At 66.3% G+C, this 25,037-nt stretch carries 26 protein-coding genes and 1 pseudogene; 14 read left to right on the top strand and 13 right to left on the bottom strand.

The genetic code is table 11. The features are described from left to right. Together G3O06_RS37230 and phaP are read right to left on the bottom strand one after the other, a co-directional pair. Positions 1-136, bottom strand: a pseudogene (locus tag G3O06_RS37230) (acetyl-CoA C-acetyltransferase); the annotation flags it as partial. A gap of 291 nt (positions 137-427) precedes the next feature. Beyond that, positions 428-1,012 carry a TIGR01841 family phasin gene (gene phaP, locus G3O06_RS37225; protein WP_124496675.1) on the bottom strand — a complete coding sequence of 195 codons (585 nt, stop codon included), beginning with the start codon at positions 1,010-1,012 and terminating at the stop codon, positions 428-430. Positions 1,013-1,297: 285 nt separating this feature from the next. On the opposite strand from phaP, the gene G3O06_RS37220 reads away from it, so the two are divergent. After that, on the top strand, positions 1,298-1,450 hold the full coding sequence (locus G3O06_RS37220; protein ID WP_174916150.1) for a hypothetical protein: 153 nt from the start codon (positions 1,298-1,300) through the stop codon (positions 1,448-1,450). A 66-nt stretch (positions 1,451-1,516) separates the two neighbouring features. Here G3O06_RS37220 and G3O06_RS37215 read toward each other — a convergent pair whose 3' ends face one another. The 5 genes from G3O06_RS37215 to G3O06_RS37195 form a co-directional block, all read right to left on the bottom strand. After that, complete coding sequence (locus G3O06_RS37215; RefSeq protein WP_205819126.1) at positions 1,517-2,281, bottom strand: ParA family protein; 765 nt, start codon at positions 2,279-2,281, stop codon at positions 1,517-1,519. Positions 2,282-2,382: 101 nt separating this feature from the next. Then, the gene (locus G3O06_RS37210; protein ID WP_205819125.1) at positions 2,383-3,006 is read right to left on the bottom strand and encodes a DNA-3-methyladenine glycosylase; all 624 of its coding nucleotides are present in this window, start codon (positions 3,004-3,006) and stop codon (positions 2,383-2,385) included. Beyond that, positions 2,993-3,541, bottom strand: coding sequence for a G/U mismatch-specific DNA glycosylase (gene mug / locus G3O06_RS37205; RefSeq protein WP_205819124.1), 549 nt, complete (start codon positions 3,539-3,541; stop codon positions 2,993-2,995). Before mug ends, G3O06_RS37210 begins: the two co-directional genes overlap by 14 nt. Before the next feature lie 120 nt (positions 3,542-3,661). Further along, positions 3,662-4,219: a single-stranded DNA-binding protein gene (locus tag G3O06_RS37200; RefSeq protein WP_205819123.1), complete on the bottom strand. Its 558-nt coding sequence runs from the start codon at positions 4,217-4,219 to the stop codon at positions 3,662-3,664. Positions 4,220-4,320: 101 nt separating this feature from the next. After that, on the bottom strand, positions 4,321-5,508 hold the full coding sequence (locus G3O06_RS37195) for an MFS transporter (RefSeq protein ID WP_174916154.1): 1,188 nt from the start codon (positions 5,506-5,508) through the stop codon (positions 4,321-4,323). A gap of 264 nt (positions 5,509-5,772) precedes the next feature. Between G3O06_RS37195 and uvrA the strand changes: the two genes are divergently transcribed. Both uvrA and G3O06_RS37185 read left to right on the top strand, forming a co-directional pair. Next, positions 5,773-8,658, top strand: a complete 2,886-nt coding sequence (gene uvrA, locus G3O06_RS37190) for an excinuclease ABC subunit UvrA (protein ID WP_174997295.1) — start codon at positions 5,773-5,775, stop codon at positions 8,656-8,658. Positions 8,659-8,907: 249 nt separating this feature from the next. Then, a complete protein-coding gene (locus G3O06_RS37185; RefSeq protein ID WP_174916156.1) occupies positions 8,908-9,993 on the top strand; it encodes an AI-2E family transporter in 1,086 nt (361 codons plus the stop codon). A 140-nt stretch (positions 9,994-10,133) separates the two neighbouring features. Here the strand turns inward: G3O06_RS37185 and purU are convergent, their stop codons facing one another. From purU to G3O06_RS37160, 5 genes are all read right to left on the bottom strand, one after another. Next, the gene (gene purU / locus G3O06_RS37180; RefSeq protein WP_089426344.1) at positions 10,134-11,018 is read right to left on the bottom strand and encodes a formyltetrahydrofolate deformylase; all 885 of its coding nucleotides are present in this window, start codon (positions 11,016-11,018) and stop codon (positions 10,134-10,136) included. A gap of 73 nt (positions 11,019-11,091) precedes the next feature. After that, positions 11,092-11,958 carry a DUF4743 domain-containing protein gene (locus G3O06_RS37175; protein WP_205819122.1) on the bottom strand — a complete coding sequence of 289 codons (867 nt, stop codon included), beginning with the start codon at positions 11,956-11,958 and terminating at the stop codon, positions 11,092-11,094. A gap of 5 nt (positions 11,959-11,963) precedes the next feature. Continuing rightward, complete coding sequence (locus G3O06_RS37170) at positions 11,964-12,578, bottom strand: LysE family translocator (RefSeq protein ID WP_174916158.1); 615 nt, start codon at positions 12,576-12,578, stop codon at positions 11,964-11,966. A 50-nt stretch (positions 12,579-12,628) separates the two neighbouring features. Continuing rightward, complete coding sequence (locus tag G3O06_RS37165) at positions 12,629-13,195, bottom strand: adenine phosphoribosyltransferase (protein ID WP_124619465.1); 567 nt, start codon at positions 13,193-13,195, stop codon at positions 12,629-12,631. Positions 13,196-13,277: 82 nt separating this feature from the next. Next, positions 13,278-15,284 carry a monovalent cation:proton antiporter family protein gene (locus G3O06_RS37160; protein WP_174916159.1) on the bottom strand — a complete coding sequence of 669 codons (2,007 nt, stop codon included), beginning with the start codon at positions 15,282-15,284 and terminating at the stop codon, positions 13,278-13,280. A gap of 125 nt (positions 15,285-15,409) precedes the next feature. Here G3O06_RS37160 and kdsD point away from each other — a divergent pair, with 125 nt between their 5' ends. The 11 genes from kdsD to G3O06_RS37105 all read left to right on the top strand — a co-directional run bounded on the left by kdsD (position 15,410) and on the right by G3O06_RS37105 (position 24,642). After that, complete coding sequence (gene kdsD, locus G3O06_RS37155; RefSeq protein WP_174916160.1) at positions 15,410-16,393, top strand: arabinose 5-phosphate isomerase KdsD; 984 nt, start codon at positions 15,410-15,412, stop codon at positions 16,391-16,393. Further along, positions 16,393-16,929, top strand: coding sequence for an HAD family hydrolase (locus tag G3O06_RS37150; RefSeq protein WP_069248885.1), 537 nt, complete (start codon positions 16,393-16,395; stop codon positions 16,927-16,929). Before kdsD ends, G3O06_RS37150 begins: the two co-directional genes overlap by 1 nt. Before the next feature lie 3 nt (positions 16,930-16,932). Then, entirely contained in the window at positions 16,933-17,547 is a 615-nt protein-coding gene (lptC, locus tag G3O06_RS37145; protein WP_174971613.1) for an LPS export ABC transporter periplasmic protein LptC, read from the top strand. A 20-nt stretch (positions 17,548-17,567) separates the two neighbouring features. Beyond that, positions 17,568-18,233: a lipopolysaccharide transport periplasmic protein LptA gene (gene lptA / locus G3O06_RS37140; RefSeq protein WP_174916162.1), complete on the top strand. Its 666-nt coding sequence runs from the start codon at positions 17,568-17,570 to the stop codon at positions 18,231-18,233. Next, positions 18,230-19,006, top strand: a complete 777-nt coding sequence (gene lptB / locus G3O06_RS37135) for an LPS export ABC transporter ATP-binding protein (protein ID WP_174916163.1) — start codon at positions 18,230-18,232, stop codon at positions 19,004-19,006. The genes lptA and lptB overlap by 4 nt, the downstream gene beginning before the upstream one ends. Positions 19,007-19,165: 159 nt before the next feature. Further along, complete coding sequence (locus G3O06_RS37130; protein ID WP_205819121.1) at positions 19,166-20,671, top strand: RNA polymerase factor sigma-54; 1,506 nt, start codon at positions 19,166-19,168, stop codon at positions 20,669-20,671. 158 nt (positions 20,672-20,829) lie between these two features. Further along, complete coding sequence (gene raiA, locus G3O06_RS37125) at positions 20,830-21,189, top strand: ribosome-associated translation inhibitor RaiA (RefSeq protein ID WP_006477786.1); 360 nt, start codon at positions 20,830-20,832, stop codon at positions 21,187-21,189. Positions 21,190-21,357: 168 nt separating this feature from the next. Further along, the gene (locus tag G3O06_RS37120; RefSeq protein WP_011353226.1) at positions 21,358-21,897 is read left to right on the top strand and encodes a PTS sugar transporter subunit IIA; all 540 of its coding nucleotides are present in this window, start codon (positions 21,358-21,360) and stop codon (positions 21,895-21,897) included. A gap of 129 nt (positions 21,898-22,026) precedes the next feature. Next, positions 22,027-22,995: an HPr(Ser) kinase/phosphatase gene (gene hprK / locus G3O06_RS37115; RefSeq protein ID WP_011353227.1), complete on the top strand. Its 969-nt coding sequence runs from the start codon at positions 22,027-22,029 to the stop codon at positions 22,993-22,995. 75 nt (positions 22,996-23,070) lie between these two features. Beyond that, positions 23,071-23,979, top strand: a complete 909-nt coding sequence (rapZ, locus tag G3O06_RS37110; RefSeq protein WP_174916166.1) for an RNase adapter RapZ — start codon at positions 23,071-23,073, stop codon at positions 23,977-23,979. 27 nt (positions 23,980-24,006) lie between these two features. Beyond that, on the top strand, positions 24,007-24,642 hold the full coding sequence (locus tag G3O06_RS37105) for an LON peptidase substrate-binding domain-containing protein (RefSeq protein ID WP_205819120.1): 636 nt from the start codon (positions 24,007-24,009) through the stop codon (positions 24,640-24,642). 88 nt (positions 24,643-24,730) lie between these two features. Here G3O06_RS37105 and G3O06_RS37100 read toward each other — a convergent pair. Further along, a partial coding sequence (locus tag G3O06_RS37100; protein ID WP_205819119.1) for an NUDIX domain-containing protein occupies positions 24,731-25,037 on the bottom strand: 307 nt, incomplete at its 5' end.

Below are 25,037 nucleotides of genomic sequence, written 5' to 3'. Positions count from 1 at the left end.
CGGGCTTCACGCCCGCACGCTCCAGCACCGCGCGGATCACCGTCGCGCCCAGCTCGGGCGCCGCAATCTTCGCAAGCGAACCGCCGAATTTGCCGACCGCGGTCCGCGCGGCCGATACGATCACTACATCCGTCATTTCCAGTTCCTGCATCGAAATCAGTTCGTCGTTCTGACGCCGGCGCGAGCCGGCCTCGGCTGGCGATCGCGCATCTCGGGCCGTCAGGCGCGAGAGCGGTCGCACGCCGCCATACGGCGCGCGGCACCCGTTCGAACGGGCGGCACACCGGTACGGCTCGCCGGTTCACCGGCGTCTTGCGGCAACCGGACATTTGCCGGACACCGCGCGGCACACGCGGCGTCCGGCGCCATCCGGCGCCGATCAATCGTGTCGCGCCCGTGCGCGACACGTGCTTGCATGCCTACGCGATTACGCAGCCGATTCGCGTGCGGCCGCTGCGTCCTTGCGTGCGGCGGCAGCCGTTTGCTTCGCGCCACGCGTTGCCGTTTCGCTGACCGCATCGAAACCGCTCTGTGCGGCTTCGATCGCCTGGCCCGTCGCTGCGCGCACGGAGTCAGCCGCGGCGGTCGCAGCCGACAGCGCCGAGTTCAGCGCAGCCACCACCGGTGCCGAGCCGGCCGGTGCATGCTTCGACAGTTCGCCGAGCACGTCCTTCAGGCGCTTGTCGTTCTGTTCATATTGCGCTTGCGCGACCTTCGCCCATTCGGACTGCGTCGACACCGCGATGTCGAACAGATGGCGGCCGTACGACACGGCCTTGCCGGCCGCTTCCTGCGGCGCGGCGACCTGCTGCGCGAAGCCCACGGCCGGATTGCTGCTGTTGAACGCGTTCTTCAGCTTGTCCTCGTATTCCTCGAGCGCCGTCCGGGCCGCTTGCAGGTTGAGTTCGACGACAGCCTCGAAACCTTGGATCGCCGGGCGAGCGATCGCAAACCACGCGGCGATACCGGATTGATATTCGGCGTTGAGTTTTTCGGGGGCAAATACGGACATCGGGCACGCTCCTGTTAGCAATGCGAGAGACGACGTGAAGAAAATTGGAAGTCGGATCGACAGCAGACTTCCTTATTGACAACCCGTCACTTATTTGAGCACGGGAAGTTGAAGGAACCCATTCTAGATCGATTAATTGTCAATTAAATGGCATTAATGCTAAGTGTAAACCCTTATTTTGGTCCGAGGCAACCGCTGGAACCCTTGATGTGCCGACATCGCAGATGAGACTGAGTATCACTCTGTCCCGCAATGAATTTTTACCTTTTTACAGGATAGCGGATCATGACGTCGCGCAACATTTACCAATTCATTATTCCGTTTATTAGAAAACCGGGACGTATTGAAAATGGAGCGGTCGCTTATGTAATCGTTTTTTCTGGATTTATTATGAAATCGTTTTCGGGATTATTAATGACGGAATCAATGATCGGATGAATTGCGGGTCGCAATAAAAAAAACGGCCGCATGATGCGGCCGCGGGTTCGTCAGGCAGGCGCGAAATCAGCCGGCCAGTTCGCGATGCAGCGCGAGGAACTCCTGCGTGAGCTTGTGCCCGGGTTCCAGATGGATCACCGGCTTGGACTGCTGATGCGACTCGCGGATCTTCACCGACGCCGACAGCTTCGACACGAGCACCGGCAACCCTTCTTCGACGAGTTCATCGACCAGCCGCTGCGGCAGGCTCGCCCGCGGCTGGAACTGGTTGATCACGATCCCTTCCACCTCGAGCGCCGCGTTGTGGTCCTGCTGGATTTCCTTCACGTTCTCGAGCAGCGTGTACAGCGCACGGCGCGAGAAATCGGCGCAGTCGAACGGGATGAGGCAGCGCTCGACCGCAATCAGCGCCGAGCGCGTATAGAAATTCAGCGCGGGCGGTGTGTCGATGTACACGGCGTCGTAGGTGTCGAGCTCGTTCAGCGCGTCGCGCAGCTTGTAGATCTTGTAGCGCGATTCGAGCTTGCCGTGCAGCGTGTCGAGATCCGGATGCGCGGGCATCACGTCGAGCCCTTCGAACGGGGTCGGATGGATGAACGACGCGACGTCGACCGGACGGAAATTGAAAGTCAGCGCGGTTTCGAAGAAATCGGCGACGCCCGGCTGCGCGTCGGCCGCGGCGTCGCCGAGCAGGTAGCGCGTCGAGTTCGCCTGCGCATCGAGGTCGATGACGAGCGTGCGCAGCCCTTCGCTCGCGCTGATCGCCGCCAGGTTGCAGACGATCGTCGATTTGCCCACGCCGCCCTTCTGGTTGAATACGACCCGCCGCATTGTGTCTCCTCGATCGAAACGTCGAAAAGACAAGCTTAGCCGGTCAATAATGGCGGTCGCGTGACGCTGGTCGAATTGCTTGCGATTGTGTACCGCACGCATCAGGTGCGCGACTGTGGCCCCGATACATACCGGTTGCCCGGCACGCTCCACCGCCACGGCAGATCCGTGCCGACACGAATGCCGATGCGTGGCCCGCCCACCAGACCGGCGGGCGGTGCGATGCCGTCGTCGACGATCGCGAACCCTTCGTGCGCGCCGATCAGGTCGACACCATCCTGCGCGCCGCCGATTCCCATCGCCTGGGTCAGCCGTGCCGGCCCCCGGCACAGGTCACGATCGCGCGTCTGCGGCGGCCGTGCCGCACGCATGTGTTCGAGCCCCAGCAGCGGCTCGAGCGCACGAATCAGCACACCCGTTCCCGTGCCATCCGGGCCGCACACGCAGTTGCAGCACCAGTGCATGCCATAGGTGAAATAGACATACAGGTGCCCCGGCGGCCCGAACATCGTCGCGTTGCGCGGCGTCTTGCCGCGATAGGTATGCGCGGCCGGATCGATCGCGCCGGCATAGGCTTCCACTTCGACGATCCGCCCGGCCCGGCCCTCCGCGGCCGCGAGAATCTTGTTGAGCAGTTGCGGCGCGACGTCGGTGGCGACGCGGTCGAAGAATGCGCGCGGCAGCACGACGCCCGGCCACCGGGGCGCGGGTTCACCGCGCCGCATCGTGCCCCTCCGGTTGACGACCGGAAACGGCCGTCACCTGCAGACGAAGCTGACGGTATGCGTCGACCAGTTCGTCGAGACTGAACGCGAGGTTTCTCCCGCTGGGATTGGGCAGCACCCAGACGCTCGCGCCCTGCATGCGTCCAGGTTGCAATCCCCATTCGATTTCTCGCTGCCCGGAAAGCGCCGAGTACGCGGCCTTGCCGAGAAAAGCGACGAAGCGCGGCGCGTAATGCGCCAGCTTCTGGTCGAACGCCGCGGCCGCGGCGATGAATTCCGTGCGCGAAAGCTGATCGGCGCTCGCGGTCGGCCGCTTCACCACCGCCGTCAGGCCGCAGCCATATTGAAGAATCGCGTGATCGTCCTGCGGCGAAATTTCCGCCGGCGTGAAGCCCGCGAGATGGATCACGCGCCAGAAGCGGTTGCTTCTCCCCGCGAAGTGATGCCCGGTCGCGGCCGCGGTCAGGCCCGGGTTGATCCCGCAGAACAGCACGTCGAGATGCGGAGCGATGAGGTCGGGAAGTTCGTCAGCCACGTTTTGCCTGGCGCGCAAGGAACATCGACGTAAACGAAAGAAGGCCCGAAGACCCGGGCCAAGCAGCTGGCTTGACTCGGACATTCGGGCCCATCGTGATGCTGGATGCCGACTTGCCGATCAGAACGGGATATCGTCGTCCATCTCGTCGAAGCCGCCGCCTGCCGGTGCGCTCGGACGGCTTTGCGCGCCGCCGCCTGCACCGCCACGCGCTGCGCCGCCGGCACGACCGCCGCCGCCACCGCCGCGTTCCATCTGCTCGCCGCGACCGCCGCCGCCACCACCACCACCGTAGCCGCCGCCGTAACCGCCTTCATCACCGCCACCGCCGCCGCCCACACCGCCGCGGCCGCCGAGCATCTGCATCTGGTCGGCGACGATTTCGGTCGAGTAACGATCCTGGCCGTCCTGGCCCTGCCACTTGCGCGTGCGGATGCGGCCTTCGATATAGACCGACGAACCCTTCTTCAGGTATTCGCTGACGATTTCCGCCAGACGGCCGAAGAACGCGACGCGATGCCACTCGGTCATTTCCTTGAAATCGCCGCTTGCCTTGTCCTTGTAGCGGTCGGTCGTCGCGAGACGGATGTTCGCAACCGCGTCGCCGCTCGGCAGGTAACGGACTTCAGGATCGGCGCCGAGATTGCCGACGAGGATGACCTTGTTGACGGATGCCATGTGTTTCTCCAGTAAATTCGATGCCGGGCCGCCCGCTCATGCTGTCGGGGCGGCCCGCCGGGCAAGCCGGCGAACGCCGCCGGTACCTGCCAAAATTGAGTTCAGGCCTTGCGCGGCGGCGCTTTCATGCTGGCCGCGATTATAAGCCACGCGGCCACGAGCCCAGAACACGTGTAGAACACCGTGTTGGCGCCCCCGTGCTTCAGCAGCCAGCCGCCCACGATGCCGCCGAGCGCGAGCCCGATCGACTGCGTGGTGTTGTAGACGCCCGTGGCCGCGCCCTTGCGCGAACCCGGCGCGAGCTTCGACACGAGCGACGGCTGCGACGCTTCCAGGATGTTGAACCCGAGGAAATAGACGAACAGCACCGCCGCCACAATCAGGATGGTATGCGGCGCGCTGCCCAGCAGCAATTGGCCGATCAGGATAGCCAGGATGCCGCCGAGCAGCACCGGCTTCATCTTGCCCCGTTTTTCCGCGACGATGATCGCCGGGACCATCATCACGAAAGCGAGCCCCATCACCGGCAGGTAGACCTTCCAGTGCGCGGCGACCGGCAAGCCGCCGTCGACGAGCAGGCGCGGCACGACGAGGAACAGTGCCGTCTGCGTCGCATGCAGCACCAGCACGCCGAAGTTCAGGCGCAGCAGCTCGACGTTGTGCAGCACCTCGGCGAACGGCGCGGGCACGTGAACGGGCTTCGCCGCATCGGGCACGATCCACACCACGACGCCGATCGCGAGGATCGACAGCACGCCGACGATCGCGAACAGCCCGCTCATCCCGACCCAGTGGAACACGATCGGCGCGCCGACGATCGCGACCGCGAACGACACGCCGATCGAGCCGCCGACCATCGCCATCGCCTTCGTGCGGTTCTGCTCGGAGGTCAGGTCGGCGATGAACGCGAGCACCGCGGACGACACCGCGCCCATCCCCTGGATCACGCGGCCGACGATGATCCACGTGATGTCGTGCGCGGACGCGGCGACGAAGCTGCCGATCGCGAATATCACGAGGCCCGTGGCGATCACCGGCTTGCGGCCGAACTTGTCGGACGCCCAGCCGTAGAAGATGTAGAACAGCGATTGCGTGACGCCGTAGGCCCCGAGCGCGATGCCGACGAGCAGCACGTTGTCGCCGCCCGGGATGGTTTTCGCGTAGACCGAGAACACCGGCATGATCATGAACAGGCCGAGCATGCGCAGCGCGAAGATCGCCGCGAGCGACGTGGTCGCGCGCAATTCGGGCGCGGTCATGCGGGAAGACGTGGCAGACGGATTGGACATCGGGAATGAATTTCGAATGATCGGAATGTCCGCCCGACACCGGGCGGCGGAAGATCAGGACCAGCGGCCCGGGAGGCTTGGCGGGCGACACGTCGGGGCAGGATTCAGGCAGCCCGCAGGACACCCGGAACCGCGCGGCGCGGCCGCTTTCCCGGCGCAGGCGCCGCCTTGCTGCCACCTGCTGCTAAGGCTGGGGGCCCCAAACGACGGCCTCGAAAAGCCGTTATAGTAGCAGGTTTGGTTCCCTCCATTTTCGCCAGGTTCATGGAACAGATCCGTATCCGTGGGGCGCGTACCCACAACCTGAAAAACGTCAATCTCGACCTGCCGCGCCACAAGCTGGTCGTGATTACCGGGCTGTCCGGGTCGGGGAAATCGTCGCTCGCGTTCGATACCCTTTATGCCGAGGGCCAGCGCCGCTACGTCGAGAGCCTCTCCGCGTATGCCCGCCAGTTCCTGCAGCTGATGGAGAAACCCGACGTCGACCTGATCGAAGGCCTGTCGCCGGCGATCTCGATCGAGCAGAAGGCGACGTCCCACAACCCGCGTTCGACCGTCGGCACGGTCACGGAAATCCACGACTACCTGCGACTTTTGTTCGCACGGGTCGGCACGCCGTACTGCCCCGACCACGACATCCCGCTGGAAGCGCAGAGCGTGTCGCAGATGGTCGACGCGGCGCTCGCGCTGCCCGAAGAAACCAAGCTGATGATCCTCGCGCCCGTCGTCGCGAACCGCAAGGGTGAGCACGCCGAGCTGTTCGAGGACATGCAGGCGCAGGGTTTCGTGCGCTTTCGCGTGTGCTCCGGCGGCGGCACCGCGAATGAAGGCGTCGCGAAGATCTACGAGGTCGAGTCGCTGCCGAAGCTCAAGAAGAACGACAAGCACACGATCGACGTCGTCGTCGACCGCCTGAAGGTGCGCCCGGACATGAAACAGCGCCTCGCCGAGTCGTTCGAGACGGCGCTGCGCCTCGCCGACGGCCGCGCGATCGCGCTCGAGATGGATACCGACCGCGAGCACCTGTTCAGCTCGAAGTTCGCGTGCCCGATCTGCTCGTACTCGCTGCAGGAGCTCGAGCCGCGCCTGTTCTCGTTCAACAACCCGATGGGCGCGTGCCCGGAATGCGACGGCCTCGGCCAGATCACGTTCTTCGACCCGAAGCGGGTCGTCGCGCACCCGTCGCTGTCGCTCGCCGCCGGCGCCGTGAAAGGCTGGGACCGCCGCAACCAGTTCTACTTCCAGATGCTGCAGAGTCTCGCGGCGTTCTACGAATTCGATATCGACGCCGCATTCGAGGACCTGCCGGAAAAGATCCGGAAGGTGCTGCTGTTCGGCTCGGGCAAGCAGACGATCCCGTTCTCGTACATCAACGAGCGCGGCCGCACGACGATCCGCGAGCACGTGTTCGAAGGGATCATCCCGAACCTCGAGCGCCGCTACCGCGAGACCGATTCGGTCGCGGTGCGCGAAGAACTGTCGAAGTACCAGAACAACCAGCCGTGCCCGTCGTGCGACGGCACGCGCCTGCGCCGCGAAGCGCGCCACGTGCGGGTCGGCACCGGCGACTACGCGCGCGGCATCTATGAAATCAGCGGCTGGCCGCTGCGCGACGCGCTCGGCTATTTCGACGGCCTGACGCTCGAAGGCGCGAAGGGCGAGATCGCCGACAAGGTGATCAAGGAAATCGTCGCGCGCCTCACCTTCCTGAACAACGTCGGCCTCGACTACCTGTCGCTCGAGCGCAGCGCCGAAACCTTGTCGGGCGGCGAGGCGCAGCGCATCCGGCTCGCGTCGCAGATCGGCTCGGGCCTCACGGGCGTGATGTACGTGCTCGACGAGCCGTCGATCGGCCTGCACCAGCGCGACAACGACCGCCTGATCTCGACCCTCAAGCACCTGCGCGACCTCGGCAACTCGGTGATCGTCGTCGAGCACGACGAGGACATGATCCGCACGGCCGACTACGTCGTCGACATGGGCCCGGGCGCCGGCGAGCACGGCGGCGTGATCGTGGCCGAAGGCACGCCGAAGCAGGTGCAGTCGAACCCGCAATCGCTCACCGGCCAGTACCTGCTCGGCAAGCGCACGATCGAGTACCCGGACGAGCGGCTGGCTCCCGACCCCGAGCGGATGCTGCGCATCGTCGACGCGCACGGCAACAACCTGAAGCACGTCGATCTCGAGCTGCCGGTCGGCCTCCTGACCTGCATCACCGGCGTGTCGGGCTCCGGCAAGTCGACGCTGATCAACGACACGCTGTATCACGCGGTCGCGCGCCACCTGTACGGCTCGTCGGCCGAGCCGGCGCCGCACGAGGCGATCGAGGGCCTCGAGCATTTCGACAAGGTGATCAACGTCGACCAGTCGCCAATCGGCCGCACGCCGCGCTCGAACCCGGCCACCTACACGGGCCTGTTCACGCCGATCCGCGAGCTGTTCTCGGGCGTGCCGACGTCGAAGGAGCGCGGCTACGATCCGGGCCGCTTCTCGTTCAACGTGAAAGGCGGCCGCTGCGAATCGTGCCAGGGCGACGGCGTGCTGAAGGTCGAGATGCACTTCCTGCCGGACGTTTACGTGCCGTGCGACGTGTGCCACGGCAAGCGCTACAACCGCGAAACGCTCGAAGTGCAGTACAAGGGCAAGAACATCAGCGAAGTGCTCGACATGACCGTCGAGCACGCGTACCAGTTCTTCAGCGCGGTGCCGGTCATCGCACGCAAGCTGAAGACGCTGCTCGACGTCGGCCTCGGCTACATCCGCCTCGGCCAGTCGGCCACGACGCTGTCGGGCGGCGAGGCGCAGCGCGTGAAGCTGTCGCTCGAACTCTCGAAGCGCGACACCGGCCGCACGCTGTACATCCTCGACGAGCCGACCACCGGCCTGCACTTCCACGACATCGCACTGCTGCTGGAAGTGATCCACCGGCTGCGCGACCAGGGCAACACGGTCGTGATCATCGAGCACAACCTCGACGTGATCAAGACGGCCGACTGGGTGATCGACCTTGGCCCCGAAGGCGGTGCCGGCGGCGGCCAGATCATCGCGCAGGGCACGCCCGAGCAGGTCGCGAAGACGAAGGCGAGCTTTACCGGCAAGTACCTCGCGCCGCTGCTCAAGCGCACGGCCCGCAAGGTCGCGGCCGGCTGACGCTTCCCGCCCCCTCCTCCCGCGCGCGGCCGCCCGGCCGCGCGCGCCGCTGCGCACCGCGCAACCTGCCTCCTCTCGTTTTCCCCTCTGCGTTTACACCATGCGCCAAACGGCCCCGTTGCGGACCATAATGGCGGCTATACTTTACGGTCGTAAGGTTCGCCGTACGCACCAATCCGGTGCGGCGCCGGGCGAACACGGCTCTGCAGCGCATTCCGCGGCATGACACACGAACGACAGGAATCCACGATGGAGAAGCAACCAGACTCGTCTCGCGATGCGCAGAATCGCGAACCGCACCTGCGCAGCGTGCGGCTGACGAGTGACTTCAGCCTGCCGAAGCTGTCGGCGCTCGAGATCGGCAGCTATGTGTTCGCGATCCTAGCGATGTGGCTCGTGATCGAGCTCAAGCTGCTCGGCGGGCTGCTGGCCGGCCTGCTCGTCTACCAGCTGATCCACACGATCGCCCCCGTGATCGAACGCCACACCACGAGCATGCGCGCGCGCTGGGTCGCCGTCGTGCTGCTGGCGATCGCGATCGTCGGCGCGCTGACGGGCCTGACGATCGGCATCATCGAACACTTCGAGCGCACGGTGCCGAACCTGCAAAGCCTGCTCGACCAGCTGATGCAGATCGTCGAACAGACCCGCGCACGCACGCCGGCCTGGATCGCGAACCTGCTGCCCGTCGACGTCGAGCAGATGAAGACCAAGGCCGCCGTGCTGATGCACTCGCACATGGACCAGCTCCAGCAAAGCGGCAAGAGCGTCGCGCGCGGCTTCGGCCACGTGCTGTTCGGGATGATCATCGGCGCGATGATCGCGATCGGCGTCGAGCACGGCAAGGTGCGCCGGCCGCTGTCCACTGCGCTCGTCACGCGCGTGTCGCGCTTCGCCGACGCGTTCCGCCGGATCGTGTTCGCGCAGATCAAGATCTCGGCGATCAACGCGGTGTTCACGGGCATCTACCTGCTCGTCGCCCTGCCGATCTTCCACCAGCGGCTGCCGCTGTCGAAAACGCTCGTGCTCGTCACGTTCATCGTCGGCCTGCTGCCCGTGATCGGCAACCTGATCTCGAACACGCTGATCGTCGCCGTGTCGCTGTCGGTCAGCATGGGCACCGCGATCGCTTCGCTCGCGTTCCTCGTGATCATCCACAAGCTCGAATACTTCCTGAACGCGAAGATCATCGGCGGCCAGATCGAGTCGCGCGCGTGGGAGCTGCTGCTCGCGATGCTGATCATGGAAGCCGCGTTCGGGCTGCCGGGCGTGATCGCCGCGCCGATCTTCTATGCGTACCTGAAGCGCGAGCTGTACCTGCTGCGGCTGATCTGAAGCAGCCCGCACGTCGGAAGCGATAAAAAAACGCCGCGCCCCATGAAGGGCGCGGCGTTTTTGCTTGTGGGGGCCAGCCATCCGGCGGCCGGCCATCCGGCGGCCGGCGATCCGGGGCCGGCTGTCCGGCGCCCGACGAATCAGCGGAACACGACCGTCTTCGTCCCGTTCAGCACGATCCGGTGCTCGACGTGCCACTTCACCGCGCGCGCAAGCGTCACGCATTCGACGTCGCGGCCGATCGCGGTCAGCTGGTCGGGCGTCATGCTGTGGTCGACGCGCTCGACTTCCTGCTCGATGATCGGGCCTTCGTCGAGATCGGTCGTCACGTAGTGCGCGGTCGCGCCGATCAGCTTCACGCCGCGGTCGAACGCCTGGTAGTACGGCTTCGCGCCCTTGAAGCTCGGCAGGAACGAATGGTGGATGTTGATCGCGCGGCCGGCGAGCTGCTTGCACAGGTTCGGCGACAGGATCTGCATGTAGCGCGCGAGCACGACGAGATCGGCCTGGTGCTCGTCGATCACTTCCAGCACACGCGCTTCCTGCGCGGCCTTCGCGGCATCGGACGAGCCGCCGATCAGCGGGAAGTGATGGAACGGGATGTTGTAGCTCGCGGCGAGCTGGTAGAACTCCTTGTGGTTCGACACGATCGCCGGGATCTCGATCGGCAGTTGGCCGGTGCGATAACGGAACAGCAGGTCGTTCAGGCAATGGCCGATCTTCGACACCATGATCACGACGCGCGGCTTCACGGCCGCGTCGTGCATTTCCCAGCGCATCGAGAACTGCTCGGCGAGCGGCGCGAATTCCTTGCGCAGCGTGTCGAGCGCCGTCGCGGCATCCGCGCCGCCGCCGTCCTGCTCGAAGTGCACGCGCATGAAGAATTCGCTGGTGCGGCTGTCGCCGAACTGCGCCGAATCGAGGATGTTGTTGCTGCGCTCGAACAGGAAGCCCGAGACCGCATGGACGATGCCGTGCCGGTCGGGGCACGACAGTTTCAAGATAAAGCTGTGATCGGTCGGCATGACCGCTACTCCCTTCGTTTCCGTATTCGTCAAATTGCCCGTTCGCGCCGCCAGGCTGCATGCGCGGCACGCGTCATGCGGCCGGTGCGAACAGTGCGTCGATGCCCGCCGCGTCGGCCGCGGAGATCCAGCGGTGGCGCAGCAGCGTGTCGAGCGTCGCGAGGCTCGCATCCATCGTCGCGCGGCCGGCGCGCAGCCAGCCGATCACCTCGGGCACGCCGGCCAGCAGGTGCTCGGCCACTTCGCCGTCCTGGTTGCGCGGCGCGAAATCGCGCGGCAGCGGCAGGTCGTACACGAAGATCAGTTCGGACTGCGTGCCTTCCGGCAGCGAGCACAGCACCTGCACCGCACGGCCCGCGATCGCGCGCGCGGCCAGTTCGGCCGGAATGCCGGCTTCTTCCCAGCATTCCTTCGCGAGCGTCTCGTGAACGCCCAGGCCCCAGCCGATCCCGCCCGCGACGACGTTGTCGAGCATGCCCGGGTCGGTAGCCTTGGTCTCGCTGCGGCGGCCGAGCCACATCTGCGGGACGACCGCGGCGGACGGCTCGCCCGGCGCAACCGCATATTCTACGATGCCGTTCAGATGCACCGCGTAAGTCTGCGTGCCGAAGAAGCGCGACGCGGCGCGCTCGATGTACGCGAGCGGCGGATCGTCGAAGCGGTTGCGGATCGCGTAGATCTCGTCGCGCCAGCCGGGAATCGCGCCTTCGGCCGCGAGCGCGCCGATCGCGCTCGCCAGCGCCATGCTGCGTGTGTCGACCGAGTCGTAGCGCGCCGACAGCACGACGCGCTCACCGGTCAGCGCGAACACGTCGGGCCAGCGGGCGAGCATCGCGACGTCCTGGCGGCGCACCCAGCCGACCGCCTGGCCGGCGATCTCGAAACGCAGGTGCGCGGCCGGATCGAAGCGGCGCGCGTCAGCGATGCACGGAAACGACATCGCGATCAGTCCTTCAGCGCGACGCGGATGCCGAGCGCGATGAACGTCGCGCCGGCGATCCGGTCGAGCCACACGCCGGCCTTCGGGCGGCGCTTCAGCCACGCGCCGATCATCCCCGCGCCGACGCCGAACAGCGAGAACACCACGGCCGTCTGCAGCATGAACAGCGCGCCGAGTTCGAACATCTGCAGCGTCACGCTCTGCCCGCCGTGCGGATCGACGAACTGCGGCAGGAACACGACGAAGAACAGCGTGACCTTCGGGTTCATCAGGTTGCCGATCACGCTCTGCCGGAAGATCGTGCCGAGCGGCTGCGGCGGACGCTCATGCGCATTCGCGAGACCCTGGCTGCGCAGCGCCTTGATGCCGATCCACACGAGGTACGCGGCGCCCGCGAGCTTCAGGATCTCGAACGCGACCGGCGACGAACGCAGCACGGCCGCGACGCCGAGCGCCGCGAGCGTCGTGTGGAACAGGATCCCGGCCGTGAAGCCGAGCGCGGCGACGAAGCCGGCCGCGCGGCCTTGCGAGATGCCGCGTGCGAGCACCTGCAGGTTGTCGGGACCCGGCGCGAACGTGATCGCGATCGACGTGGCGAGAAACAACATGAAGTTGGGCATCGTGACCTCGCTGCTAATGTGAATTCAGGTGGATTCAGGCAGGCCGGCGTTCAGTGGCCGGAGAATTCGGTAACGGTATAGACGGGCAGTCCCGCGTTGCGCAGCAGCGCCGAGCCGCCGAGATCGGGCAGGTCGATGATCGCCGCGCCTTCGACCACTTCCGCGCCGAGCCGCTGCAGCAGGTTGCGCCCCGCCATCATCGTGCCGCCGGTCGCGATCAGGTCGTCCATGATGATCACGCGGTCGCCGGGGCGGCACGCATCTTCATGGATCTCGACCGTCGCGCTGCCGTATTCGAGGTCGTACGATTCCGAGCGCGTCTTGTACGGCAGCTTGCCGACCTTGCGGATCGGCACGAAGCCGACGCTCAGCTCGTACGCGACGATCGGCGCGATGATGAAGCCGCGCGCGTCGAGGCCCGCGACGTAGTCGAGCTTCGCATCGACGTAGCGCTCGACGAACAGGTCGACGAGGATGCGCAGCGCCTTCGGGCTCTGCAGCAGCGTCGTAATGTCGCGGAACATCACGCCCGGCTGCGGCCAGTCGGGCACCGTGCGGATCTGGCTGTGGATGAAGGCGACCGGATCGAGCGGTGCGCCCGACGACGAATGCGGCATGAAACTCTCCGAAAAAAACGGTGCGCGAAGATCGGGCACCGTTTCGAATAAATACGGGTCAGGTTATGAAACCAAGCGCGGCTCAAGCGGCCGCGGCCGGCGGATCGCGCCGATGGCGCGACAGCCGCTCCTCCGCGAGCGCGAGCGCCTCGGGCAGCCCGCGCAGCACGACGATGTCGCTCGCGCGCAGCTTGGTCTGCGGATCGGGTTCGACGCCGCGGATGCCGTGCCGGCGGATCGCCGTGACTTCGAGCCCGAGTGCATACAGCCCCAGTTCTTCCAGCGAACGCCCGACCGCGTCCGCGCGCGCATCGACCGGCACCGATTGTAGCCGCACCTGCTCGTGGTCGTCGTCGTCCGCGTCGTCCGCACCGCGGAAATAGCCGCGCAGCAGGCTGTAGCGTTCGTCGCGCATTTCCTCGACACGCCGCACGACCTTGCGCATCGGCACGCCGACCAGCACCAGCGTGTGCGACGCGAGCATCAGGCTGCCCTCGACGATCTCCGGGATCACCTCGGTCGCGCCGGCCGCGAGCAGCTTCTCGAGATCGGCATCGTCGACGGTGCGCACGATCGCGGGCAGCGTCGGCTCGAGTTCGTGCACGTGATGCAGCACGCGCAGCGCGGACGGCGTGTTCGCATAGGTGATCGCCACGGCCGCCGCGCGGTGGATACCGGCCGCGAGCAGCGATTCGCGGCGCGCCGCGTCGCCGAACACGACCGATTCACCGGCCGTCGCGGCCGCGCTCACGCGATCGGGGTCGAGGTCGAGCGCCACGTACGAAATGCCTTCCTGTTCGAGCATCCGCGCCAGGTTCTGGCCCGCGCGGCCGTAGCCGCAGATGATCACGTGGCCGCGCTGCTTCAGGCTTTGCGTCGCGATCCGCGTCATCTGCAGCGACTGCTGCATCCATTCGGTCGACGACAGCCGCATCACGATCCGGTCGGCGTTCTGGATCAGGAACGGCGCGGCGAGCATCGACAGCAGCATCGACGCGAGGATTGCCTGCAGCAGCGTCGAATCGACGAGATGCCGGTCGAGGATCAGGTTCAGCAGCACGAAGCCGAATTCGCCGGCCTGCGCGAGCCCGATACCGGTGCGCATCGCGACGCCCGGTGTCGCGCCGAACAGCCGCGCGAGCCCGGCGATCATCGTTCCCTTGAACAGGATCTGGCCGACGAAGAAACCGAGCACGAGGAACGGGTGCTCCCAGATCACGCGCGGATCGAGCAGCATCCCCGTCGTCACGAAGAACAGGCCGAGCAGCACGTCGCGGAACGGCTTGATGTCCTCCTCCACCTGATGGCGGAACGGCGTCTCGGAGATCAGCATCCCCGCGATGAACGCGCCGAGCGCAAGCGACAGGCCGAAGCGGTCGGTGATGAACGCGGCGCCGAGCGTGACGAGCAGCAGGTTCAGCACGAACAGTTCCTGCGAACGGCGCCGCGCGACGACGTTCAGCCAGCGCGTCATGAAGCGCTGGCCGACGATCAGCAGCAGCGCGAGCGCGATCACGATCTTGACGGCCGCGAAGCCGAGTGTGATCGCGAGGTCCTTCGACGACTCGGCGCCGAACGCGGCGATCACGATCAGCAGCGGCACCACCGCGAGATCCTGGAACAGCAGCACGCCGAAGATGTTGCGCCCGTGCTCGGTCTCGATCTCGAGCCGCTCGGCGAGCATCTTCGACACGATCGCCGTCGACGACATCGCGAGCGCGCCGCCGAGCGCAATGCTGCCCTGCCACGTGATGTGCACCCAGTGCTCGAACAGTGCACCCAGCACGAGCGCCAGTACGAGCGTCGCGACGACCTGCAGCAGCCCGAGCCCGAACACGAGCCGCTGCATCGACCTCAGCTTCGCCAGCGAGAACTCGAGGCCGATCGAAAACATCAGGAACACCACGCCGAATTCCGCGAGATGCTCGGCCCGTTCGAGATCCGCCGCGATGCCGAACGCGTGCGGGCCGACCAGGATGCCGACGGTCAGGTAGCCGAGCATCGGCGGCAGGTTCAACGAGCGGAATACGACGACGCCCACCACTGAAGCCAGCAGCAGCAGCAGGGTCATTTCGAGCGGGGAAATCACAGGCGAAGCGTCCTCGTTCGTCGGGGCCACGGCAATGCGGGCGCGGGTGGTGGCGGTGGACAGGCGACTTCGGACGAGTCTGAAGGCCCGGCGCGGCGAACAAACGCCTTTGCTATACTCCGCGCATGATAGCGAAAATCAATGATGACCGGGCGCTCGCGCTCGCCCGCGACGTGCTCGACATCGAGGCGGACGCCGTGCGCGCGCTGCGCGACCAGCTCAACGGCGGCTTCGTCCAGGCCGTTGCGCTGCTGCTCGGCTGCCGCGGCCGCGTGGTGGTGTCCGGTATCGGCAAATCGGGGCATATCGCCCGCAAGATCGCGGCCACGCTGGCCAGCACCGGCACGCCGGCCTTCTTCGTCCACCCTGCCGAGGCCAGCCACGGCGACCTCGGGATGGTCACCTCGGACGACGTCTTCATCGGCATCTCCTATTCAGGCGAATCGGAAGAACTCGTCGCGATCCTGCCGCTCGTGAAGCGGATCGGCGCGAAGCTGATCGCGATCACGGGCCGCGCGGAATCGAGCCTCGGCACGCTCGCCGACGTGAACCTGAACGCCGCGGTCTCGAAAGAGGCCTGCCCGATGAACCTCGCGCCCACCGCGAGCACGACTGCCGCGCTCGCGCTCGGCGACGCGCTCGCCGTTGCCGTGCTCGACGCGCGCGGCTTCGGCTCGGAAGATTTCGCGCGCTCGCACCCGGGCGGCGCACTCGGCCGGCGCCTGCTCACCTACGTGCGCGACGTGATGCGCTCGGGCGACGACGTCCCGTCCGTCGGGCTCGACGCGACGCTGTCGGACGCCCTGTTCCAGATCACCGCGAAGCGCCTCGGCATGACCGCCGTGGTCGACGCCGGCGGCAAGGTCGCCGGCATCTTCACCGATGGCGACCTGCGCCGCGTGCTCGCGCGTGACGGCGACTTCCGCACGCTGCCCATCACCGACGTGATGACGCGCGACCCGCGCACGGTCGCGCCGGATCATCTGGCGGTCGAGGCCGTGGAACTGATGGAGCGCCACCGGATCAACCAGATGCTGGTGGTCGATGCGAACGGCGTGCTGATCGGCGCGCTGAACATGCACGACCTGTTTTCGAAGAAGGTGATCTGATGAGCGCAGCGCTGACTGCGGCCGAACGCGCGAGCCGCGTGAAGCTGATGATTTTCGACGTCGACGGTGTGCTGACCGACGGCGGCCTGCTGTTTACGGCAGCCGGCGACGCGATGAAGTCGTTCAATTCGCTCGACGGCCACGGCGTGAAGCTGCTCGGCGAGGCCGGCATCGCAACCGCGATCATCACGGGCCGCCGCTCGGAGATCGTCGCGGCGCGCGCGAAGGAAATGAAGATCGCGCACCTGTTCCAGGGCGTCGAGAACAAGCTCACCGTGTTCGCCGACCTGATCGCATCGCTCGGCCTCACCGCCGACCAGTGCGGTTACATGGGCGACGACTGGCCCGACCTGCCCGTGATGCTGCGCTGCGGCTTCGCGACCGCCCCCGCGAATGCGCACCCCGAGGTGATCGCCCGCGCGCACTGGGTGGCCGAGGCCCGCGGCGGCCACGGCGCCGTCCGCGAAGTCTGCGACGCGATCCTGCGCGCCCAGCGCCGCTACGACGCGCTGCTCGCGGCCGCCTGCGGAGCCTGACGGATGAACACGCATTTCCGCTGGACCCAGCTGCTGCCGCTCGCCGCGGTCGCCGCGCTCGCGGGCATCACCTGGTGGCTGCTGCAGGCCACGCTGCCGCCGCCCGGCGAGGGCACCGTGCAGCCGAAGCGCCATACGCCCGACTATTTCGCGGACAACTTCTCGGTCACCGAACTCGACCAGTCCGGCTCGACCCAGTACCGGCTGACGGCCGCGAAGCTGATCCATTACGAAGACACTGAAAACAGCGACCTGACCGATCCGGCCATGCGCGCATTCCAGCCCGGCAAGCCGGTCGTGACGACCACCTCGAAGCGCGGCACCGTCAACGGCGACGTGTCGATCGTCGACTTGTACGACGACGCACGCATCCTGCGCGCGGCCGGCGGCGGCGATCCGCAGATGCAGGCCGATTCCCAGCATTTCCGGATCTTCGTCAATGACGATGTGATCCAGACCGAAAAGCCGGTTAAACTTCAGCGCGGCCTGTCGCTCGTCAACGCGACCGACGGCATGAAGTACAACAACGTCACCCGGGTCATCGAGCTTTACGGCAACGTGCGCGGCACGATCGCCGCGGCGGACACGTCCGGCGGCTCGAAAGGTCAACCCAAGTGACGCATCCCTCACGTGACTGCATGAACGAACCGTTCCCTCGACTGATTTCCGGCGGCGCTGCGCGCGCCGTCCGCGCCGCGCTTGCCGCGACGCTCGTGGCGCTCCCGCTGGTCGGGCTGGCGCCGCTCGCCCATGCCGAGAAGGCCGACCAGAGCAAGCCGATCAACGTCGAGGCCGACAACCTGACCTATGACGACCTGAAGCAGGTCACGGTCGCAACCGGCAACGTCGTGATCACGAAGGGCACGATCATCATCAAGGGTGATCGCGTCGAAGTGCGCCAGGACCCGGAAGGCTATCAGTACGCGACCTCGTTCGGCAGCGGCAAGAAGCACGCAACGTTCCGCCAGAAGCGCGAAGGCCTCGACGAGTACATCGACGGCGACGCCGAGCGCATCGACTACGACGGCAAGCAGGACCTGACCACGCTGACCACCGCCGCGACCGTGCGCCGCCTGCAGGGCTCGTCGACCGTCGCCGATACCGTGCACGGCAGCGTGATCACGTACGACGGCCAGCGCGACTTCTATACCGCGAAGGGCGGCAAGGACGTCGCCGCGCCGGGCAACCCGAACGGCCGCGTGCGCGCGATGCTGTCGCCGAAGAACGGCGGCCCCGCGCCGCTGAACGGCGCGCCGGCAAAGCTGTCGCCGTCGACCACGATCCAGGGGGCGCCGGGCCAATGAACGCGTTACCGAACCGCCAGCCGGCCGGCACCACGAGCTCGCTCGTCGTCCGCAACCTGAAGAAGCGCTACGGCTCGCGCACGGTCGTCAAGGACGTATCGCTCGACGTGAAGAGCGGCGAAGTCGTCGGCCTGCTCGGCCCGAACGGCGCCGGCAAGACCACGTCGTTCTACATGATCGTCGGCCTCGTGCCGCTCGACGCGGGCGAGATCTCGCTGAACGGCAGCTCGATCAGCCTGCTGCCGATCCACAAGCGCGCCTCGCTCGGCCTGTCGTACCTGCCGCAGGAAGCGTCCGTGTTCCGCAAGCTGACCGTCGAGGAGAACATCCGCGCGGTGCTCGAGCTGCAGTATGGCGAAGACGGCAAGCGGCTGTCGAAGGACGCGATTTCGTCGCGCGCCGAAGCGCTGCTCGACGAGCTGCAGATCGGCCACCTGCGCGAGAACCCCGCGCTGTCGCTGTCGGGCGGCGAGCGGCGCCGGGTCGAAATCGCGCGCGCGCTGGCAACCAACCCGAACTTCATCCTGCTCGACGAACCGTTCGCCGGCGTCGACCCGATCGCGGTGCTCGAGATCCAGAAGATCGTCAAGTTCCTGAAGCAGCGCAACATCGGCGTGCTGATTACCGATCACAACGTCCGCGAAACGCTCGGCATCTGCGACCACGCTTACATCATCAGCGACGGCTCGGTGCTCGCCGCCGGTGCGCCGAGCGAAATCATCGAAAACGAGAGCGTGCGCCGCGTGTACCTCGGCGAACACTTCCGGATGTAACTCTCCCTCGTGGCTGGCTGCACCCCGCCCGGCGCCGCCGCGCGGGGCCGCGCCCTGCTTCGCGGCCATGCCCGCGGCCGGGCGGCGCGCCGCGCGTAATCGCGGATGGCTCAACGCGCCTGGGTCGTGGCAAACTGCCGGTATGACTCCCTCCTCGCCATGAAAGCCAGCCTTCAACTCCGCCTGTCGCAACATCTGGCGCTGACGCCCCAGCTACAGCAGTCGATCCGGCTCCTGCAGTTGTCGACGCTCGAATTGCAGCAGGAAGTCGCGATGGCCGTCGCGCAGAACCCGCTGCTCGAGAATGACGACGAATGGATCGCGAGCCCGCTGCGTGTCGCAGCGGACGGATCGTTGATCGCGCAGACGCCTCCCGCACAGAACACCGAGCCGGCTTCGATGAACAGCGGCAGTTCGTCGAGCGATCGCGCCGAGCGCGACGAGCCGGCCGGCGCGGATGAATACGACAGCTACGCGTCCGGCGACGGCAACGACGGCCCGCAGTGGAACCTCGACGAATTCGGCCGCTCGAGCGGCGCGTCCGATGACGACGACCTCCCGCCGCTGCAGGTGCAGGAAGCGGCGACGTCGCTGCGCGACCACCTGTCCGCGCAGTTGCGCGTCACGCAGGCCGGCCCGCGCGATCGTGCGCTCGTGATGTTCCTGATCGAATCGCTCGACGACGACGGCTACCTGACCGCCACGCTCGACGAAGTGCTCGCCGACCTGCCGTCCGAGCTGGAGATCGACTGCGACGAACTGAACGCGGCGCTCGCGCTGCTGCACAGCTTCGACCCGGCCGGGGTCGGTGCCCGTTCGGCATCCGAGTGCCTGAAGCTGCAGCTGCTGCGCCTCGATCCGTCCCCGACACGCACGCTCGCGCTCGAGATCGTGTCGCAGCATCTCGAACTGCTCGCCGCACGCGACTTCACGCGGCTTCGCAAGCATCTGAAGGCGAGCGACGACGCGCTGCGCGACGCGCACACGCTGATCCGCTCGCTGGAGCCGTTCCCCGGCGCCGCATACGGCAAGGCCGAGGCCGACTACGTCGTGCCCGACATCATCGTGAAGAAGGCCGGCCAGGGATGGCTCGCGGAGCTCAATCCGGAGGTCGTGCCGCGCCTGCGGATCAACAACCTCTACGCGAACATCCTGCGCAACAGCCGCGGCGATCCGTCGGCCGGTTCGCTCAAACAGCAGCTCCAGGAAGCACGCTGGCTGATCAAGAACATCCAGCAGCGATTCGACACGATCCTGCGTGTCGCGCAGGCGATTGTCGAGCGTCAAAAGAACTTCTTTGCGCACGGTGAAATTGCCATGCGCCCCTTGGTTTTGCGGGAAATAGCTGATACGCTGGGCCTACACGAGTCGACTGTCAGCCGTGTGACAACCGGGAAGTACATGCTGACCCCGTTCGGGACGCTTGAATTTAAGTACTTCTTCGGATCTCACGTTTCGACCGACACCGGTGGCGCCGCTTCGTCGACAGCCATCCGAGCCCTCATCAAGCAACTGATAGGAGCTGAAGACCCTAAATCGCCACTTTCGGACAGCCGCATTGCCGAGCTGCTGGCAGAACAAGGATTCGTGGTCGCGCGCCGCACGGTTGCGAAGTATCGCGAAGCCCTCAAGATCCCGGCAGTGAATCTGCGCAAGTCTCTTTAAGCCTGCTGCCTGCCCGGCGGCAGGCGTGTTCCGGCCACCGCGCATACGGGGAACAGGCCGGGCGACCTGTCCGCGATACACCGCCTCGTGCGGCACGGGCAAGTCGACCGGAGCGCCGCCTCGATGCGGCCGCGTGGTCACTCGCTTGGAGAAGCACTATGAACCTGAAGATCAGTGGACATCATCTCGAAGTCACGCCTGCAATTCGCGAATACGTGATCACCAAGCTGGACCGGGTGCTACGGCATAGCGATCAGGTGATCGATGGCACTGTGATCCTCTCGGTCGACAACCACAAGGAAAAGGACAAGCAGCAGCGCGCGGAAATCAATCTGCACCTGAAGGGCAAGGACATCTTCGTCGAAAGCGCGAACGGCAACCTGTACGCAGCGATCGACCTGCTGATCGACAAGCTGGACCGCCAGGTCGTCAAGCACATGGAGCGCCTGCAAACGCATGCGCACGACCCGATCAAGCTTCAACCGTCGATCGACCAGATCGAACTGCCGCCGCAGTAACCTTCACCGCAACACACACGTCGCCCGGTTCGCCGGGCGTTTTTTTTGCGACTCCGCGCAGTGGTGCAACCGGTCCGTCCGCGCTGCGCCACGCACGCGGCTGTGCTCTATAATGTTCCGGTTATCGCCGGGGGGCGCGGGATGCGGTAGCTGCCTTGCAGGTTGCCGATGCCGAATGCCTTGATATCGCCGAACATGGATAATCAGTCTGCCGCCGCAAGGAGACCCCAGGCCGCCCAATCGCCTGCCAACATGAATCGCCTAGCCAAAATCCTGCCCATAGAGAACGTCGTCATCGACCTCTCAGTCACCAGCAAGAAACGCGTGTTCGAACAAGCCGGGCTGATGTTCGAGAATCAGAACGGCATCGCCCGCAGCACCGTCACGGACAACCTGTTCGCGCGCGAGCGCCTCGGCTCGACCGGGCTCGGCGAAGGCGTCGCGATTCCGCACGGGCGCATCAAGGGTCTCAAGCACCCGCTCGCCGCGTTCGTCCGGCTCGCCGATGCGATCCCGTTCGAAGCCCCCGACGGCCAGCCGGTCGGCCTCCTGATTTTCCTGCTCGTGCCCGAGCAAGCCACCCAGCAGCACCTCGAGATCCTGTCGGAAATCGCGCAACTGCTGTCCGATCGCGACGCACGCGAGCGTCTGCACAACGAAACGGATATCGCCGAGTTGCATCGCCTGCTCACTCAGTGGCAACCTTGAGTTGATCCGGGCGGAATATTTTCCCGTACGCGGCGGCACACGCCGCCGTTCAGGGCCGCCCGGCGCCGGCCCGGCATGGCGACGCCCGTCGCCGCGCGCACGCACCGGCCCATTGGAGTGACGAGAGTCATGGATACGTCCAGCATCAACGCCCAGAGCATCTTCGACGACAACGCGGCCACGCTGAAACTGAGCTGGCTGACGGGGCATGAAGGCTGGGAGCGCGGCTTTTCGGCCGACACCGTCGGCAATGCAACCTCGAGCGCCGACCTCGTCGGCCACCTGAACCTGATCCACCCGAACCGGATCCAGGTGCTCGGCGAAGCCGAAATCGACTACTACCAGCGGCAGACCGACGAAGACCGCTCGCGCCACATGGCCGAGCTGATCGCGCTCGAACCGCCGTTCCTCGTCGTCGCCGGCGGCGCCGCGGCGCCGCCCGAACTCGTGCTGCGCTGCACGCGCTCGTCGACCCCGCTGTTCACGACGCCGATGTCGGCCGCCGCGGTGATCGACAGCCTGCGGCTCTACATGTCGCGCATCCTCGCGCCGCGCGCGACGCTGCACGGCGTGTTCATCGACATCCTCGGGATGGGCGTGCTGCTGACCGGCGATTCGGGCCTCGGCAAGAGCGAACTCGGCCTCGAGCTGATCAGCCGCGGCCACGGCCTCGTCGCCGACGACGCGGTCGATTTCGTCCGACTTGGCCCCGATTTCGTCGAAGGGCGCTGCCCGCCGCTGCTGCAGAACCTGCTCGAAGTGCGCGGCCTCGGCCTGCTCGACATCAAGACGATCTTCGGCGAAACCGCCGTGCGGCGGAAAATGAAGCTGAAGCTGATCGTCCAGCTCGTGCGGCGCCCCGACGGCGAATTCCAGCGCCTGCCGCTCGAAAGCCAGACCGTCGACGTGCTCGGCTTGCCGATCAGCAAGGTCACGATCCAGGTCGCGGCCGGCCGCAACCTCGCGGTGCTCGTCGAGGCGGCCGTCCGGAACACGATCCTGCAGTTGCGCGGAATCGACACGTTGCGCGATTTCATGGATCGGCAACGACTCGCGATGCAAGATCCCGACAGTCAGTTCCCCGGCAAACTGGTGTAACCCGCACGCGCCGGCCACGCAACGCCGACGCGTCTGGCCGGTGCTATGATGAAACGTCAGGATTCACTGCTTCCCATGCGCATCGTCCTCATCACCGGCATCTCCGGCTCAGGCAAGTCCGTCGCGCTGAACGCGCTCGAAGACGCAGGCTATTACTGCGTCGACAACCTGCCGCCGCACGTGCTCCCCGAACTCGCCCTCTACCTCGCCGGAGAGGGCCAGCACCGGCTCGCGGTCGCGATCGACGCGCGCTCGAGCGCGTCGCTCGACGAGATGCCCGGCCTGATCCGCGATCTGTCGCGCGAGCACGACGTGCGCGTGCTGTTCCTCAATGCAAGCACCCAGGCACTGATCCAGCGCTTCTCCGAAACGCGCCGCCGCCATCCGCTGTCGGGCTCGCTGTCGCACGATGCGGACGTCGGCCTGCTGTCGTCGCTCGAGGAAGCGATCGAGCGCGAACGCCATCTCGTCGCGCCGCTCGCCGAATTCGGCCACCAGATCGACACGAGCACGCTGCGCGCGAACGCGCTGCGTACGTGGGTCAAGCGCTTCATCGAGCAGAAGAACAACGACCTGATGGTGATGTTCGAATCGTTCGGCTTCAAGCGCGGTGTGCCGCTCGACGCCGACCTGATGTTCGACGTGCGCGCGCTGCCGAATCCGTACTACGACCACGAGTTGCGCCCGCTCACCGGGCTCGACCAACCGGTCATCGCCTTTCTCGACGCACTGCCGATCGTCCACCAGATGATCGACGACATCCATGCGTTCCTGTTGAAATGGCTGCCGCACTTCCGCGATGACAACCGCAGCTACCTGACCGTCGCCATCGGCTGCACGGGCGGGCAGCATCGTTCGGTGTTCATCGCGGAAACGCTCGCCGCGCGCCTTGCGCACGACGCGAACGTGATCGTGCGGCATCGTGACGCGCCAGTGGATGTCGACGCGTCGTCGCGGCTCGTCTCCGAGGTCAACCGACCCTAGCGACGCACGCCCCAACGCCCGCGCGCCATGTCCTCCCTATCGACCACCCTGATCGACCTGCCGCTGTTTCCGCTGCACACGGTGCTGTTTCCGGGGGGGCTGCTCCCGCTCAAGGTGTTCGAGGCACGCTACCTCGACATGTCCCGCTCGTGCCTGCGCGACGACGCGCCGTTCGGCGTGTGCCTGCTGAAGAGCGGGCCCGAGGTCGCGCAGGACGGCGCCGTGTCGGTGCCCGAGACCATCGGCTGCATGGCACGCATCACCGAGTGCGATACCGGCGAATTCGGCATGCTTTACCTGCAGGCGGTCGGCACGCAGCGTTTCGAGCTGCTGTCGTATCGCGTCGAAGGCAACGGGCTGCTGGTCGGCATCGCGGAGCCGCTGCCCGACGACATCCCGCTCGAAGGCGAGCAGACGCTCGCGCAGTTCGGCTCGTGCGCCGAAGTGCTCGAGCGCATCATCGACGCGCTGAAGAAATCCGAACCGGGCAAGATGCCGTTCGGCGAACCGTTCCGCCTCGACGATCCGAGCTGGGTGTCGAATCGCCTCGCGGAACTGCTGCCGCTCGACCTGCGCGCGCGGCAGAAGCTGATGGAGTTTCCGGACGTCGGCGCGCGCATCGACGCCGTGCACCACGTGCTCGACCGGCACGGCTGGTTATAAAGGGCCCCCTCGCGCCAGCCCCCCCGAGGGGGGCAGGAAAACGTGGGACGGCCCGGCGTTTTCTTGAGCGCGCGCCCCTCCCCCTTCGTTACAACAGCGGCCCGCTCAGCGCATCGAGCAGCTTGCGCACGGGCGCCGGCACGCCATACGCATCGAGCCGGCTCAGCGGCACCCAGGCAGTATCCGCATCCCGCGCGCCCGAAGACAGGCCGCCACCGTCGGCCATGTCGCTCAGCCGCGGCTCGATCTCAAGCCGGAAATGCGTAAACGTGTGCATGAGCGGCGCGAGCGGCACCGTGCCGCCGCCGCCGAAGCCGCGCGCGAGTTCCGCGAGCGCGGCGTCGCCGTCCGCGTGCGGCAGGCTCCACAGCCCGCCCCAGATGCCGGTAGGCGGC

Origin of the sequence: Burkholderia sp. Ac-20345 (assembly GCF_017104825.1) — a bacterium.
Classification (GTDB): Bacteria; Pseudomonadota; Gammaproteobacteria; order Burkholderiales; family Burkholderiaceae; genus Burkholderia; species Burkholderia lata_B.
This window is presented reverse-complemented; position numbering and strand designations above follow the sequence as displayed.

Coding starts and splice junctions, on each gene's coding strand:
- phaP (WP_124496675.1), bottom strand. CDS start 1,012: ATGTCCGTATTTGCCCCCGAAAAACTCAACGCCGAATATCAATCCGGT.
- G3O06_RS37220 (WP_174916150.1), top strand. CDS start 1,298: ATGACGTCGCGCAACATTTACCAATTCATTATTCCGTTTATTAGAAAA.
- G3O06_RS37215 (WP_205819126.1), bottom strand. CDS start 2,281: ATGCGGCGGGTCGTATTCAACCAGAAGGGCGGCGTGGGCAAATCGACG.
- G3O06_RS37210 (WP_205819125.1), bottom strand. CDS start 3,006: ATGCGGCGCGGTGAACCCGCGCCCCGGTGGCCGGGCGTCGTGCTGCCG.
- G3O06_RS37200 (WP_205819123.1), bottom strand. CDS start 4,219: ATGGCATCCGTCAACAAGGTCATCCTCGTCGGCAATCTCGGCGCCGAT.
- G3O06_RS37195 (WP_174916154.1), bottom strand. CDS start 5,508: ATGTCCAATCCGTCTGCCACGTCTTCCCGCATGACCGCGCCCGAATTG.
- uvrA (WP_174997295.1), top strand. CDS start 5,773: ATGGAACAGATCCGTATCCGTGGGGCGCGTACCCACAACCTGAAAAAC.
- G3O06_RS37185 (WP_174916156.1), top strand. CDS start 8,908: ATGGAGAAGCAACCAGACTCGTCTCGCGATGCGCAGAATCGCGAACCG.
- purU (WP_089426344.1), bottom strand. CDS start 11,018: ATGCCGACCGATCACAGCTTTATCTTGAAACTGTCGTGCCCCGACCGG.
- G3O06_RS37175 (WP_205819122.1), bottom strand. CDS start 11,958: ATGTCGTTTCCGTGCATCGCTGACGCGCGCCGCTTCGATCCGGCCGCG.
- G3O06_RS37170 (WP_174916158.1), bottom strand. CDS start 12,578: ATGCCCAACTTCATGTTGTTTCTCGCCACGTCGATCGCGATCACGTTC.
- G3O06_RS37165 (WP_124619465.1), bottom strand. CDS start 13,195: ATGCCGCATTCGTCGTCGGGCGCACCGCTCGATCCGGTCGCCTTCATC.
- kdsD (WP_174916160.1), top strand. CDS start 15,410: ATGATAGCGAAAATCAATGATGACCGGGCGCTCGCGCTCGCCCGCGAC.
- G3O06_RS37150 (WP_069248885.1), top strand. CDS start 16,393: ATGAGCGCAGCGCTGACTGCGGCCGAACGCGCGAGCCGCGTGAAGCTG.
- lptC (WP_174971613.1), top strand. CDS start 16,933: ATGAACACGCATTTCCGCTGGACCCAGCTGCTGCCGCTCGCCGCGGTC.
- lptA (WP_174916162.1), top strand. CDS start 17,568: ATGAACGAACCGTTCCCTCGACTGATTTCCGGCGGCGCTGCGCGCGCC.
- lptB (WP_174916163.1), top strand. CDS start 18,230: ATGAACGCGTTACCGAACCGCCAGCCGGCCGGCACCACGAGCTCGCTC.
- G3O06_RS37130 (WP_205819121.1), top strand. CDS start 19,166: ATGAAAGCCAGCCTTCAACTCCGCCTGTCGCAACATCTGGCGCTGACG.
- raiA (WP_006477786.1), top strand. CDS start 20,830: ATGAACCTGAAGATCAGTGGACATCATCTCGAAGTCACGCCTGCAATT.
- G3O06_RS37120 (WP_011353226.1), top strand. CDS start 21,358: ATGCCGAATGCCTTGATATCGCCGAACATGGATAATCAGTCTGCCGCC.
- hprK (WP_011353227.1), top strand. CDS start 22,027: ATGGATACGTCCAGCATCAACGCCCAGAGCATCTTCGACGACAACGCG.
- rapZ (WP_174916166.1), top strand. CDS start 23,071: ATGCGCATCGTCCTCATCACCGGCATCTCCGGCTCAGGCAAGTCCGTC.
- G3O06_RS37105 (WP_205819120.1), top strand. CDS start 24,007: ATGTCCTCCCTATCGACCACCCTGATCGACCTGCCGCTGTTTCCGCTG.